The 14987-nt window shown below is 36.1% G+C and carries 16 protein-coding genes; 5 read left to right on the forward strand and 11 right to left on the reverse strand.

Features of this window, described 5'->3' with window-relative positions:
* From K4G57_RS07425 to K4G57_RS07465, 9 genes are all read right to left on the reverse strand, one after another.
* Positions 1-1324, reverse strand: a 1324-nt coding sequence (locus K4G57_RS07425; RefSeq protein WP_221561825.1) for a Cache 3/Cache 2 fusion domain-containing protein, incomplete at its 3' end; no start/stop codon positions are given.
* Between the two features lie 339 nt (positions 1325-1663).
* A complete protein-coding gene (gene fdhD, locus K4G57_RS07430) occupies positions 1664-2449 on the reverse strand; it encodes a formate dehydrogenase accessory sulfurtransferase FdhD (RefSeq protein ID WP_221532624.1) in 786 nt (261 codons plus the stop codon).
* Entirely contained in the window at positions 2449-3402 is a 954-nt protein-coding gene (locus K4G57_RS07435) for a formate dehydrogenase subunit gamma (RefSeq protein ID WP_221532623.1), read from the reverse strand. Before K4G57_RS07435 ends, fdhD begins: the two co-directional genes overlap by 1 nt.
* 10 nt (positions 3403-3412) lie before the next feature.
* Positions 3413-4042 (reverse strand): formate dehydrogenase FDH3 subunit beta, encoded by a 630-nt coding sequence (gene fdh3B, locus K4G57_RS07440; RefSeq protein ID WP_221532622.1) that lies wholly within the window; start codon positions 4040-4042, stop codon positions 3413-3415.
* Between the two features lie 11 nt (positions 4043-4053).
* On the reverse strand, positions 4054-6891 hold the full coding sequence (locus K4G57_RS07445; RefSeq protein WP_221561826.1) for a molybdopterin-dependent oxidoreductase: 2838 nt from the start codon (positions 6889-6891) through the stop codon (positions 4054-4056).
* A 19-nt stretch (positions 6892-6910) separates the two neighbouring features.
* Positions 6911-7105, reverse strand: coding sequence for a hypothetical protein (locus K4G57_RS07450; RefSeq protein ID WP_221532619.1), 195 nt, complete (start codon positions 7103-7105; stop codon positions 6911-6913).
* A gap of 74 nt (positions 7106-7179) precedes the next feature.
* A complete protein-coding gene (locus K4G57_RS07455) occupies positions 7180-7782 on the reverse strand; it encodes a TorD/DmsD family molecular chaperone (protein WP_221532618.1) in 603 nt (200 codons plus the stop codon).
* A complete protein-coding gene (locus K4G57_RS07460) occupies positions 7783-9384 on the reverse strand; it encodes a 4Fe-4S binding protein (RefSeq protein ID WP_221532617.1) in 1602 nt (533 codons plus the stop codon).
* Between the two features lie 179 nt (positions 9385-9563).
* Positions 9564-9893 (reverse strand): c-type cytochrome, encoded by a 330-nt coding sequence (locus K4G57_RS07465; protein WP_221532616.1) that lies wholly within the window; start codon positions 9891-9893, stop codon positions 9564-9566.
* 170 nt (positions 9894-10063) lie between these two features.
* Between K4G57_RS07465 and folD the strand changes: the two genes are divergently transcribed.
* Genes folD through K4G57_RS07490 form a run of 5 tightly spaced genes read left to right on the forward strand, consistent with a single transcriptional unit; the run spans position 10064 to position 13202 of the window.
* Positions 10064-10915, forward strand: coding sequence for a bifunctional methylenetetrahydrofolate dehydrogenase/methenyltetrahydrofolate cyclohydrolase FolD (folD, locus tag K4G57_RS07470; protein ID WP_221532615.1), 852 nt, complete (start codon positions 10064-10066; stop codon positions 10913-10915).
* 8 nt (positions 10916-10923) lie between these two features.
* Entirely contained in the window at positions 10924-11739 is an 816-nt protein-coding gene (gene lepB, locus K4G57_RS07475) for a signal peptidase I (RefSeq protein ID WP_221532614.1), read from the forward strand.
* The gene (locus K4G57_RS07480; protein ID WP_221532613.1) at positions 11740-12420 is read left to right on the forward strand and encodes a site-2 protease family protein; all 681 of its coding nucleotides are present in this window, start codon (positions 11740-11742) and stop codon (positions 12418-12420) included.
* Positions 12421-12428: 8 nt separating this feature from the next.
* Positions 12429-12854 carry a ribose 5-phosphate isomerase B gene (rpiB, locus tag K4G57_RS07485; RefSeq protein WP_221532612.1) on the forward strand — a complete coding sequence of 142 codons (426 nt, stop codon included), beginning with the start codon at positions 12429-12431 and terminating at the stop codon, positions 12852-12854.
* 9 nt (positions 12855-12863) lie between these two features.
* Positions 12864-13202, forward strand: coding sequence for a hypothetical protein (locus K4G57_RS07490; protein WP_221532611.1), 339 nt, complete (start codon positions 12864-12866; stop codon positions 13200-13202).
* Positions 13203-13273: 71 nt separating this feature from the next.
* On the opposite strand, the gene K4G57_RS07495 is transcribed toward K4G57_RS07490, so the two are convergent.
* A complete protein-coding gene (locus K4G57_RS07495) occupies positions 13274-14146 on the reverse strand; it encodes a thiamine-phosphate kinase (RefSeq protein WP_221532610.1) in 873 nt (290 codons plus the stop codon).
* Positions 14146-14973: a carboxylating nicotinate-nucleotide diphosphorylase gene (nadC, locus tag K4G57_RS07500; RefSeq protein WP_221532609.1), complete on the reverse strand. Its 828-nt coding sequence runs from the start codon at positions 14971-14973 to the stop codon at positions 14146-14148. Before nadC ends, K4G57_RS07495 begins: the two co-directional genes overlap by 1 nt.
* Between the last annotated feature and the right edge of the window lie 14 nt (positions 14974-14987).

The following is a 14987-nucleotide window of genomic DNA, read 5'->3' on the forward strand; positions in this document are numbered from 1 at the left end:
TTAAGACTTTCTTTAATTCAATGAGTTGAGGATTATGAGGATTTTCTATGATTCTAGCACTCAAATCTCCACTCTCTACTGCTTTTGCAGTTTGGGCAGATTGGGTGATGGCTAGGGAGTCTTGTTTGATATCTTTTTGGATTTTAATAATCGCCTCATTTATCGCCCTATGAAGTTTAGCAATCTCATCATTTCCAACAATCTCCTTATGTTTAGGAGCTTCTTTTCTTTTATGATTAATAAATTCCAAAAACTCAAAAATTGTTTTTGAAGTATTGTTAAGCCTCTTAATTATAATTCCTCTAGTTAAAACCAAAGTAAGAATAACCATACTTAATAAAAGCACAAGTATTGCTGCAATAGAAATTTTTTCTAAACCACTACTCGCCTTTGTAAAATCCTTCTTCAAAGCCTGTGTAATCACATAAATTCCCAAAGGTTGATTATAATCATAATAAGAACGATAGATATTACCACCATAATTAAACTCTACAATTCCAAAATCTTTCAAATTAGAATAAAAATTGAAATCATTCGCTTTCCCATCATAGCCTAAAATAAACTTATCGTATTTCTTATCTAAAACTACTATGGAGCCATTCTCTCCAACTCTAATCCCCTCCATACTAGAACGGATAAGACCATATACGCTATCAAGTTTGTACGCAACAAACAAGATTCCAATGACTTCATTGCCATTTGCGATAGGTTCATATACAGAGACATAATCCTTGCCAAATAACTCCACTCTTCCATAAAAACTTTGATTGTTTAACACTTTTTGGTGTGCTGGGTGTGTCGCATCAATTTTTGTTCCAATTAATCGTTCTCCTTTAGCATTTCTCAAGGAAGTAGAAATTCTTACAAAATCTCCATTATTTTCCTTGACAAAAATTGTTGCTTCTGCGCTTGTAAGTGTTGCAAACTCATCAATAGCAGGAAAATTATTCGCCATTTGCACACCATTTAATGTGAGATTTGGAACAAACATTGCAGTAGAATCTTGTAAAGTAGTTTGTCCTTGTATCTCAAAACTCTGTGGCTTAATGTCTCCAAAGTGTATTGATAAATTTGCCTTTAAGATATTTGACAGATTACTCGTATCATAAGCAATTTTTTCTACTAAAAAATTATTCACAATCATATTGTTTTGTACAATTCTTCTATCAAGTTGCGCATTTGTAAAATTGCTCATAATAAAATGAAAAATGGGTAAAAAAATGACCGACAAAACAACTGCAAGTGAAATCTGAAGACTCACAAACTTTTGTCCCAAAGAAAAACTCTTCCAGCCAAACAAAGAAATAGTATTATGTTTTTGCATATAATTCTCCTTATTGATAAAAATAAAAGAACACTATTAACATAATTAAACTTAAATATTTTTAATAATTTTTATTACTTTATAAAAATTATTAAAAATATAAAGCTAAAAAATTGTAAATAAAAAATACAAGTAAAAACAATTGAATCAAAAATTTTAATGCTTAGAATCTCTTGCTTTTATAATTTATTTTCCATAATAAAATCTCAAAAATTACATTTTCTAAAAAGTAGAATCAATCAAAAAGCTAAGAGTATTTTTAAGTTTTAATCGTCAAAATGCAGTATGGCAAACAAGCAACCCACAATCAAATGAAAACCTTTTGCACTCTTGCAGAAATTATGCTTGAATTCTACCACTATGCGTATAGACATTTGCACGCTCACCTCTAGCAAATCCCACAAGAGTAACCCCCGTCTCTTGCGCAGCTCTCACTCCCATTAGCGTTGCAGCAGCCTTTGAAACAATAATAGGGATATTATGCATAACCGCTTTAATCACCATTTCAAGGGATAATCTCCCACTTACAAATAAAATGCAATCCTTTGTATCCAATCCTTGCATACGCGCTTTTCCCATGACTTTGTCAATCGCATTATGTCTCCCTATATCCTCACTAATTAACGTTTCATCTTTTAAGACCAACATCGCCTTATGCACACAACCTGTTTTATTAAACAACACGCTTGGAATTTCAAATTCTCTTAAATACTCAAAAAGTATTTTTGGGTTTAATTTAATATTAGATTCTACAAATCGTTCTACAATATGCTCTTCTAAATTTCCAGCTACACCCACACAACAACCAGAAGTTAATGTTTTTTCGCGAAAAAGATTCTGTAAATTTTCTGTATGAATTTCTGCTTCCATAGCAACACTTTTGCCATCTTTTGCAATTTCTAAATGCTTGATTTGAGAAATATCACTAATCACGCCTTCACTTATCAAAAACCCGACAAAATGAAAATCTTGCTCACTTGGGATACTCATAACTGAAAGCATTTTTTCACCATTGAGATAAAATGCAATGCGCTCCTCTGCAACTATACAATCTCCAATACTCCCCTCCAAAAAGCCAGAAGGGGAGACTTTTTCAATTTGCAATGTTTTATAAAAAGATTCCATTATGCGCTTGTTAGCTCTTTATAGTAATAGCTATGCAAAATTGCAATTTCTTCTTCGCCCATTTTTCCATCAATAATAGAATGCAAAGCACCTTCAATTGCAAACACAGCCATATAAATATGCGTAATAAGTAGTGCAATAACTAGGAATCCTAAACCATTATGCACTAGTGCCATTAAACGCAATGTATCAATGTCTGCGAACTGAAAGAACATATAAGCTCCAGAAATCGCCATTACAAATCCACCAAGCGTACAAACCCAAAACCACATTTTTTGTCCAGCATTGAATTTTCCAGCAGGAATCGGCTTGTTCTCCTTACTTAAATATCCACCCATAATCATAAGCCATTGAATATCATAAGCCTTTGGAAGTGCGTCTTTTACCCACATTAAGAACATCAATACACCAAAAATCACAAATAAAATTGTTGCGATTCCATGCACATCGCGTGCAAGGCGGACAAACGCTCCTCCACCTAATTTATCCCCAAAGACCATCACAAGCCCTGTTAGACAAATTAATACAAATGGAATTGCAGTTGCCCAATGCACAAAAATATTATAGCCAGAGAATACACGGATCTTTTTTCCATGTGAAAATTTCCTTTGCCCAATCATTACAAAATGTCCTAAAAACGCTAAGGGAACGCATACAATTAAAAGTGCAAAAACTGTTGCAAAATAATGCCCTTGCAAAAGAGTAAAAATTTCTCCAAGTCCAATTGCATTAGGAGAGCCAATACCCCACCCTTTAATTGCCTCTACTTCAGGACCCCCATAAAGATAAGGATTTGCTAAATCGTCTTTTGAAAATAAAGCATTATTCCCTCCAACAACTTCAGCATATTGCTTACCACCCTCTTGAGGAACGCTTGGATCTGCTGCAAATGCAAAACTACTTGCAAGTGCGATAAAAATAAAGATTCTAAAGAATTTCAATACACTTCTCATAGAATCCCCCTTAGTTTCCATACGCTGTTTTCCACACATTCGGAACGGCATTTGGAATGTTTTGACCACGCATTGTCGCACGGTGCGTAATGATATTAGAAATCTCTTCACTGCTTCCTGCTAAGAGTGCTTTTGTAGAACACATACTTGCACACATTGGCACTTTACCTTCTGCAATTCTGTTTTGTCCATAAAGTTTATATTCTTCTTTGCTATTTGTTTCTTCAGGACCACCTGCACAAAATGTGCATTTATCCATCGCACCACGACTTTCAAAAACTCCATTTTTAGGAAATTGCGGCGCACCAAATGGGCAAGCATATAAACAATATCCACAACCAATACAAGTTTTCTTATCATGAAGCACGATTCCATCTGCACGAATATAAAAACAATCCACTGGACAAACTTGCGCACAAGGTGCATCCGCACAATGCATACAAGCCACAGAAACAGCACTCTCTTTACCAACTTGTCCTTCATTTAACAAAACAACTCTACGGCGATTCACACCAACAGGCAAATGATGCGCCTCCTTACAAGCAACATCACATCCGTGGCATTCAATACAACGATTTGTATCGCAATAAAATTTAATTCTTGAAAAATCTTCAAGATTTGTAGGAATCGTATTACTCATTTGCTACCTCCCTATTGCGCTTTTTCAATGCGACATAAGCCACACTTTGTTTCAGGGCAAGCAGAATTGTAATCAAATCCATAACTTGCAACCATACAAGCCGCCTCGCCGATTACATAAGGTTTTGTCCCCTCTGGATAGTAATCAAGTCTTGATTCTCCTTGATCCATACCAGAGAAATTTTGTGGCAACCAAACACTATTATAATCCACTCTTGTTGAAAGCTTTGCTTTAACTAAAATTTTGGTATCCATTGTTCCATATATCCATACCATATCGCCATTAACAATATTAAGTTCTGCAGCTTTATCAGGATGGATTTCAACAAACATTTCACCTTCAACTTCAGCTAAATACTTCGCACTTCTTGTCTCTGCACCTGTTCCCATATGCGCTACAAGTCTTCCAGTTAGCATATTAACAGGGAATTCATCTACCCAATTCTTATTTTCACCGAGCTCTTTTTGTCGGCTTCTATATTTTACATTTGCCCTAAAAAGATTCTTTTTATCTGGAAAACTTGGATATTTATCTACCAAATCCCCTCTTACAGAATGTAAAGGCTCCCTGTGCAATGGAACTTGATCATACCAATTCCATACTTTAGCTCTCGCCTTACCATTACCATAAGGACAAATCCCGGCTTCTAATGCCTTTTCTACAAGAATATTATTTCCAATTCCTAATGCAAATGTAGAACCTGCAACTGCTTCTTTCTCAGCTTCAGTGAGTTTAATCCCTAAAGATTCCGCATTTGCTGCAGTTACAGCTGCATGCCCACCTTGATGCACAGCATCTGGCAAAGTTCTTGAAGTTAGCATAGATTGTCCATCTGGACTTGTTACACCCCAATTTACACGGAATCCCATACCGCCCTCCATAACAGAAATGTTATCATTATACATTACAGGTGTTCCGGGGTGTTTATCACTCCAACAAGGCCAAGGCAATCCATAGTAATCATTTTTAAAAGGTCCCGTTCCTCTTAGTGTTACCTTATCAAACATATGCCAATTTTCTTGGTGTGCCTTTAAACGTTCTGGACTCATTCCTTGCAAACCAATACTTCTAATACTTTGTGTAAGCTCTGTTGTTGCATCTTCTGGCCAAATAAACTTATCTCTACCTTTAGATTTTGCAACATCATAAAGCCTCCATTGCAATTTATCTAAAAATCCTAGACGCTCTGCTAAGCCAAATAAAAATTCCTCATCTGGACGACATTCAAATAATGGTTCCATAACCTTACTGCGCCATTGATAACTTCTATTTGTTGCAGCAACAGAACCGCTTGTTTCCATTTGTGAAGCTGCTGGAAGCATAAAGAGATTGTCTTTTCTATCACTATAAATTGCCAAATCATTCACATAAGGATCTACAAACACAACCAAATCAAGCTTATCCATAGCCTTTCTTTGCAAGTCCAGTAAAGAGACTGTTGTCATACCAGAACCAATCACAACTAATGCTCTAAGCTTTGTGCCACCATTGTTTGCTATATTTTCATCTTCTAAAACACCAAATTTCCAAGTAGAGTGCGCAAATCCTGTTTTGCCCATCATTTCTTTATCTTTAAAACGACCAAGCATCCATTCATAATCTACGCCCCAATGCTTACAGAAATGCCTCCAAGCCGGCTCACCTAGCCCATAATATCCCGGAAGAGAATCCGCTAGATTATTCATATCTGAAGCACCTTGCACATTATCATGCCCACGTAAGATATTCACACCACCACCATTTTTGCCAATATTTCCTAAAAACATTTGCAGAATCGGCATAATTCTAGTGTTGCTTGTCCCAACTGTGTGTTGTGTCAAGCCCTGATTCCAAATCAAACTTGCAGGCTTTGCCGCTGCCATTTCCTCAGCAATATGTCTAATCATATCTGCTGGAATCCCACACACATCAGCAGCAACTTCTGGAGGGAATTTTTTAGCCTCAGCCATAACATCCTCATAACCATACACACGTTCTTTTAGGTATTGCTCATCATAGAGTTTTTTCTCAATAATGTGATTTAGCAACCCATAAGCAAATGCAATATCTGTCCCACTTCTAATTCTATGGTATTCATCGCATTTAGCTGCTGTTTTAGTAAAACGTGGATCAATGCAAACGAGTTTTGCACCACTCTCTTTTGCACGCAAAATATGCACCATAGAAACGGGGTGATTAACCGCTGGATTTGCTCCAATTACAAGAATATATTTAGAGAACATCATATCGCCAAGATGGTTTGTCATACCACCATACCCAAATGTATTTGCCACACCGGCAACTGTTGGGCTGTGTCAAACTCTAGCGCAGTGATCTATGTTGTTTGTCCCAAAAAATGCTGCAAATTTTCTAATGTAATAACTCTGCTCATTAGAACATTTTGCACTTCCTAAAAACATAACCGCATCAGGACCGCTTTCTTCTCGGATTTGCTTAAGTTGTGCTGCAATTTTATCCATTGCTTCATCATACTTTAAGCGTTCCCATTTGCCATCTTTTTTCTCTAAGGGATAACGCAATCTTGTTTCACTTCTTGCCCTATCAATTAAATCAGCACCTTTACAACAATGCCCACCTTGAGATATAGGATGGTCTTGCGCAACTTCTTGACGCACCCATACACCATCAACAACCTCTGCCACAATTCCACAGCCGACTGAACAATGCGTACAGATGGTTTTAATTTTTTGGGAATTTGGATACCTCTCTTTTAGCTCTTGTGCGGTCGCTTGACGCATAGTTTTCTGGCTATCATTACCCAAAGCTACGCTAGCACCTGCTAAACTTCCAAGAGCCGTCATTTTCAAAAACGCGCGTCTAGTTTGTCGCCTTTTGATTGCTTCGCTCATATTTTTGCCTCACTTCTTTTTATTTCGCAACAGAATAATACAATTCCCATTGCTTTGTTTTTTGGTAAAGAATCTCTGTCTTTGGAGACTTTCCACGGATAAGATTCTCGCTTGTACCTTTTTTGCCGCAACCTGCTAATGCAACGCTCACGCCTGCAACAGCAACGGAAGTTTTCGCTGTGGTTTTCAAAAACTCACGCCTACTTTTTTCCATAAATCGGCTCCTTTGTATTGAGATTTGGGATAATCCCACAAGGATTTTCTATACTTAAAAAAACCCTAGTGGAATTACATATAGATATCATTTTCAAACCGCATAAACCCTTCTAAAATATCTGCTAAAGCAAGATAATATTTTGCATCTCCTCTTGCTCTAATCTCGCTAATTAGTCCAATATACGCATCTTTAATAAATAAAAACACTTCTTTTGCAAGCTCAGTGTTTCCGCTCTCAATTAAATGACGCATAAAACCAAATAAAAATCCTAAATGCTCCTCACTCTCTCTAAATTCCGAAGTTTCTACGCGCACATCACTTTGCTTTAACAAAGAGCGCATTTTAAGAAGTGATTGTGCGCCAATACAATTTTCATAATAATGCGACAAATGCATTCCCACTTGTTTTTCTCCAAAAGGCAAGGCAAAAAGGCGTGAAAACTCTTCTTTGATATTTTGGATTCCATTATTTTCTAACTCCTGCCTTAAAAGCATAATGCCTACTTCTGAAGCATTATTCAAAGGAGCATTCTGTAAAATTTCTAGCTGTTTTTTAGCAAGCTCTACACGCCCATTTAGAAGTTCAAAAACAAATAATCCATAAAAAAAATCATAATATAGCAAACGCGCATTTTTAATATCTTGTGCTTCTTTAGTGCTTAGATTATCAAACATTTACCCCTCCCCAAACATTACTTTAACTTTGCAATCTGGGCAACATTGAATAGTTTTTAACTTTTTAACATCAGAGCTAAATGCTAGGCTTAACATTCCCTTTACTTTTTCAATAGATTTTTGTGTTGAAAATGGCTTACCACATTCTACACACAAAAATGGCATATCCCTAGCAACTTCTCTACTCTTAAAATACTCTGCATTCAATGCAATTCCATCTTTGCTTAGCTCCATTACATTTTCTGGACATGAAGTGATACAATACCCACAAGTTGTGCAAAGAGAAGCATTAAAACGCAGAGAAAAATCATCGCCCCTTGCAAAAAGTGCATTAACATTACAAGCACCTACGCAAGATAAACAAAGTGTGCATTTTGTGGAATCCACTTTCAAATCCCCATAAAACACTGGTGCGCCATTTTCTTTAACCACACTTGCTGCAAGCCCAAAATTACCCTCTTTTATTATGTATTGCAAACGTTGCGCAAAAGACTCTCTAAAGGGCTTATTGTAGCGGTTTTTATACAAATACGATTCCATTGATGGCAAATCTTGTGCCACTTTCAAAATGGATTCCACATTATTTACTAAAAATATGGAATCTTTTTTATAAATTTGCTGGGTAATATTATTTAAAAATTCCATTGAAGAACTCAAACTCTCTCCATACACAAGAATTCCATTGCCACTAGTTTGCAACATTGCAAGCAAATCATTTTCATTTAACATCAAAAGATTTGGAAGCACCATTGGCGTCAAAGATTCTGGCAAAATCACATTTTGCACACAAAGCTTTTCATAATCACTAAAAGCGCACAAAAAGATTTTTTGGTCTTTATAAAGCTCAATAATTTCTCCCAAACCCTCTTTTGGCAACGCATCATATTCTAGGCAATTTGTCGGACACACACCCACGCAAGCACCGCAACTCACGCAATCTACCATTGAGAAAGTAAGTTCCATTAGGCTATCATTTGCCATCACACCAAAAGTTGGACACACATCTACGCATTTTGCGCAGTATTTCTCGCGCCTATGGTGATACTGACAATAATCCTCTTTGTAACTGATAATATCCTTATAACTATACTCACCTAAATTCTCACGCAAAACATTCAAAAGTATATCTGCGCTTTGAAAATCTGCGACATTATACACACCCTTAAAACGTAGCAATTCCTCTTCATATACAAACATCACAGCTTGCGCAAATTCCACAACATGACCATTGCTAAGGTGCGCACTAAATGCACCAAAACTCCCACTAAAATTCTCCAACAACACAATATCTAGCAAAGAGATTTCAAAAAAATCCTGTGCTAACTCTGCAAACTCTTGGACAATTTGCGGAATCCCACCACCACTTTTATTATTTTCTTGACTTTGGTCATTGTCGCTACTTTCATTACTATTGCTTGCATACACAATAGCAAGCTTTGGATCAATCATACAATAATGTTTTGCCTCTACCACAAAGTCATCTATAATTTCTTGCATACTATTAAGCAGGGCTAATTTTGTATTATATCCTTGTGTGTTTTTGTCTAATAAAATATTTCCGAGTGGTAAAGTATGTGAAATGGGAGTTTTAGTAATTTGCATTGCGCCTCGCATAAACTTTATAATAAACTATTATCTTTGGTAGCAATTCTACTCCCTTGGAGCTAAAAAAGTCAATATTTTTTAACTTTTTAGTTATATTTATTTTTATACAAATAGAAAAATGTACAGATTAATAAACTTTTGTGTCCCGATTTTTACAGAAAAAATCTTAATTTAATTTATTTAAAATTTCTAATATATTTATAAATTGCCTCAATTTCACTTGCAGTTAAATAATACTTTGGCATTACTCGCTTTCCACTTTGTAGAGCATTTTTAAAAGTGTTAAAATCTAAGTTATTAATACGCGGAGCATGGATAGATTTTGCTTGATTTTTATGTGTATAATCTGCGATTTTATCCCCCTGCCCATATTGCCCATGACACTCCACACAGCCGATTCCACGCGGATTCTCATAAAGCATTTTTCCATATTCTAAAGGAGCAATAAAGCTCTCCTCTGCCTTTAAAAACATTACTATACATACAAAAACTACTACAAAGCGCAAAGTTCTAAATCCTTCAAAATTTTGGCAAATCATAACAAAACTAGATTAAAACCAAACTATTTTCATTGTTCCCCTTAAAAATTCTAATCTAGCTTAAAGGTATAAAAAACTTTCTTTATATTATAATTATAGGATTGTTTTTAAAAAATCTTAGCTTTAAGGGTTTAACAATGCAGATTTTAGATGGAAAGGCACTTGCACAAAACATTGAAAACGCTATCCAGCAAGAAGTTCAAATTCTTAACAAAAGAAATGTTACGCCCGGACTTGCAGTGATTTTAGTGGGCAATGATCCTGCCTCACAAAGCTATGTAAATATGAAAGCAAAAGCTTGCAAACGCACAGGAATCTACTCTATCACACACGAAATGCCAGAAAATATTCAACAAGAATCTCTCTTGCAAACTATTGCGATGTTAAACCAAAATCCAAATATTGATGGAATCCTAGTCCAGCTCCCCTTACCAAAACACATTAACACAACTGCTGTGCTAGAAGCCATTGCTCCACAAAAGGATGTGGATGGATTCCATCCTTTTAATATGGGGCGCATTTTTGCAAATCTTGATGGCTTTATCCCAGCCACACCATTAGGTGTTATCACGCTTTTAAAACATTATAATGTCTCACTACAAGGCAAAAATGTCGTGATTGTTGGGGCTAGTAATATTGTTGGGAAACCCTTAAGTGCGCTATTTTTAAACGAAAACGCGACCGTAACGTTATGTCATATTTACACACAAAATTTGGCTAAACACACAAAAGAAGCAGATATTTTATGTGTGGCTGTGGGCAAACCAAATCTCATTACCAAAGAAATGATAAAAGAAGGCGCAATTGTCGTAGATATTGGAATTAATAAGCTTAGTGATGGCAGAATCGTAGGCGATGTAGATTTTTCAAACGTCTCTACTCAATGCAGTTTCATCACTCCAGTTCCCGGGGGTGTGGGTCCAATGACAATTGCATCGCTCCTTCAAAATACGTTAAAAGCAGCGAAACTTCGCACTAAAAAATACTAAGGTTATCTATGAAAAACATTTTTCTCAAACTTTATGCTTTTGTTAATAGTTGGGTTGGCACGATTGTTATTGTTTTGGGGGTTATTTTCTTTGTGGCTCAAGCCTTTGTAATTCCAAGTGGAAGTATGCTAAATACACTACTTATTGGGGATAACCTCTTTGTTAAAAAATTCTCTTATGGAATCCCAACACCCACAATTCCATGGCTTGAGATGCAAGTTTTGCCAGATTTTAACAAAAATGGGCATTTGATTGAAGGATATCGTCCAAAGCGAGGAGATATTGTGATATTCCGCGACCCTAATGCTCCAAAAATCCATTTTGTTAAACGTAATGTCGCCATTGGTGGCGATGAGATTCTCTATACAAAAGAAGGGCTATGGGTATATTTTAGCAGTGATTCTAACTATAAGGATACAAATGCAAAATCTCTCTCCTTTGGGGGAAAAACATTCTATTACGACCCTTATGCTAAACGTCATGCCGGAGTGCAATACATAGATGAAACATTAAGTGCTTTTGAGCAGCTAAGAATTCTCTCCCACAATGGTGAAAAAATCGCAATGGAATCTGTTCGCTTAGCTAATGGTGCTTTAGGATTCCATGCTGTTGTTAGAGAAGATGAATATTTTATGATGGGGGATAACCGTAACAACTCCAGCGACTCGCGCTTTTGGGGGGCTGTTCCTTATAGATATATTGTAGGGAAGCCGTGGTTTATTTATTTTAGCTGGGATGATGCCTTTAATATCCGTTGGGAGCGCATTGGAAAAAGCGTAGAGAGCTTAGAAAAACAAGCACTAGAGGCAAGATTGGAATCTTAAATGTTTGAAATTCCATTAATCTACAAGATTCCTATTATGATTATTGCACTTTTAATAGCAATCATCGGACATGAAATTATGCATGGTTATATTGCGCTAAAATTTGGTGATACAACAGCACGTAATGCAGGACGTCTTAGTTTAAACCCCATTATCCACATTGATTTAGTGGGCTCAATTTTAATTCCGGGAACTTTGTTTTTAATTAATGCACCTTTTTTATTCGGCTGGGCAAAACCAGTCCCTGTGCGCATTGATAAGGTGGTGTATAATGGTGGGTACTTTGGAGCTTTTAGCGTTTCTGTTGCTGGAGTTGCCTATAATTTTGTCCTAGCAATTTTTGCAAGTCTTTTAATCTACGCTTTAGATAGCGGAATCTTTGGGGGAATTAACGCACTAGAGAATGGGAATTTTATTTTATTATTACTGCTTTATTTCTTCTTACAATTATTAATTTACAATGTCGTATTAGCTGTGTTTAATTTAATTCCGATTCCTCCCTTAGATGGTGCAAATGCACTAGCATATTTTGGACTAATGCTTAAAAACGATTCTTTTGCAAGGGCTTTTAATAAAATCCCTCCAATAGCTGGAATGCTAATCCTTATTGTTCTCTTAAGCACACCACTATCAAGCCTTGTGTTTGTGCCAGTGCAGTATATTATTAATTTACTTTTGTAGGAGGATTTATGCAATTTTTCATTGCAAGTGACCATGCAGGTTTTACTCTAAAAGGCTCAGTTTTGGGGATTTTAGAGCAAATGGGGCATAAAGTTGTAGATCTAGGACCTATGGACGCAGAACGCGTGGATTATCCAGATTTTGCTAACACACTATGTGAAAAGGTGCTAGAAAATGCGGGAAGTTTTGGAATCTTAATTTGTGGAAGCGGAATTGGAATGAGTATTGCTGCTAATCGTCACAAAGGTATTCGTGCTGCATTGTGCGCCGAACCTTATAGTGCTGCAATGAGTCGCGCGCACAATGATGCTAATGTGCTATGTCTAGGAGCACGTACGATTGGAATTGGAATGGTAGAGGGTATCTTAAAAAGCTTTTGTGAAGGAGTTTTTGAGGGTGGTCGCCATGCTTGTCGCATAGAAAAATTACATTAAGGAATCTTTATGGCGCAATTTACGCAATGGCTGTTTTTAACGGCATTTATTCTCTTTGTTTTATTTATGATTGTCAAAACTTTCTTTTATAAAAGCATTGCTCAAAAAGAAGAGAAAAATAGTGCTGTTATGAAATTAACTTTGCAAGAAGCAGAGATTCTAATCCGTAAACATCAATTACAGCTTCAAAGAGCCTTAGGAAATATTGACATCCTAACTGATGAAATCACAGCGTTGCGCAACGAAGTCAAAGCTCTAAAGCAACGCAACTCTCAATATCGTGTTGAAAGTGAAAAATACAAAAGCAAGATTAAAGATTTAGAGCAAAAAATTGAAGCATTGCTATAATGTTTAGCTAAATTCATTGCAATTCCATTTGCGATTCCATATTTACCCTTTTTCTGCTCTTCTATCTTTTTCTAAGTATGCCAATTCTTTTTAGATTCTCTGTATTTTCCACGCACTGCTTTTGCAAAAGGGACAAAAGAGTGGCGGTGTTTTTTAGCAAAATTTTGCATTTTTTTTAGCTTATTTTTAGGAATTGCATAAAGCATTTGATACTCTTCTGGCGCATATAACCAATCCCCTTTAGGTTTAAAAACTTTGAAACCTAAACGATTTAAATGACTAAGACGCGGAAGTTCCATAAAGATTCCATCTGAAATATCCATTCCAGCCCTTGCAATAGAATTTAGCTCCAAAAGCATTTTAGGATACAAAATTGGTTTTGCAAAACGTGTATTGCTTTGGATTTTTCTGTGTTGATGAAATCTAAGTGCGGTTTTTAGTATTTTAGTATTCTTGCCAAAAGCCTGTGTTTTGGTATGCGTTAGCACACTGCTTGGATTCATATAACCTAGAATATCACCCTTTTTTATGCTTTGTCTAGTTAGGATTCTACTTTTTTGCCTTTGCCCTAGAAATGTAAGGGAAAAATGCAATTTATCCCCAGCTATCGTATCTCCTCCAATAATTTTAACCTTATGTTTTAATGCACAATTTCCGATAATTTTAGCAAGTTTGCCCACTTCTTTAAAGTCTGTTGGTAAAGTAAGCATTAAAAGACAAAAACGTGGAATCGCATTCATAGCATAAATATCAGAAAGATTTACAACAAAGCATTTCTCCACAATGGATTCTAAGCTCCCCCACGCACGCTTAAAATGCACATCTTCAAAAAAAGCATCATTTGCTACCACAAAATTGCTAATCTCTACACCATCATCGCCGATTCCAAAGGTTGCATTGCTACGCACTAAGGCACGAATAAATGCCTTCTCTCTATCTTGCATTAATCAATTTTCATACTCAAATCTAACCAAACTGCATGATGGATAATAGCTCCAGAAGAAATCGCATCTACGCCACTTTCTGCATACTCCAAGACATTATCTAACGTGATATTTCCGCTAGCTTCTAAAAGCACTTTTGGTGCCATTGCGTTGCGCATTTTTACAACACTCTTAATAGTTGCAATATCCATATTATCACACATCAAAATATCAATATCTGATTCTAATGCTTCTTTTGCTTGCAAAAGATTCTCACATTCTACTTCAATTTTTGCAGTAAATGGAATCTTAGAACGAATATCTTTAACAAATTTATTAAGCGCAAGGATTCTTGTTAAGTGTGTATCTTTTAACATCAAACAATCATCTAACCCCAAACGATGATTTACAGCACCTCCATTACGTGCAGAATACTTTTCAAAATCTCTAAGCAAAGGGCGCGTTTTGCGTGTGTCAAGCAACATACAACCTGTGCTTTCAATTTTTTGCACATATTTATGCGTGAGTGTCGCAATTCCACTAGAATGCTCCAAGAGATTTAAAATCGTGCGCTCTGCACTTAAAATCTCTGTCATTTTGCCTTTGAAAGTCGCGATTTTTTCATTTCTCTTAAAATGCATTCCATCATCAAAAGTAAATTGACATTCAATCTTTAGCAACTCACATAAGCGCTCCACATACATTTTACCCGATAAGATTCCATCTTCTCTAGCAATAATATAAGCTTCAATTTCATAATTATTTTGCATACGCATATACAAATCCCCACGCCCAATATCCTCTTTTAAGACTTCTTTTAAAAAATCATCTAATAAAATTTTGTGCATATTCTTTCCTTATT

It is taken from the genome of Helicobacter turcicus (assembly GCF_019711685.1).
Classification (GTDB): Bacteria; Campylobacterota; Campylobacteria; order Campylobacterales; family Helicobacteraceae; genus Helicobacter_D; species Helicobacter_D turcicus.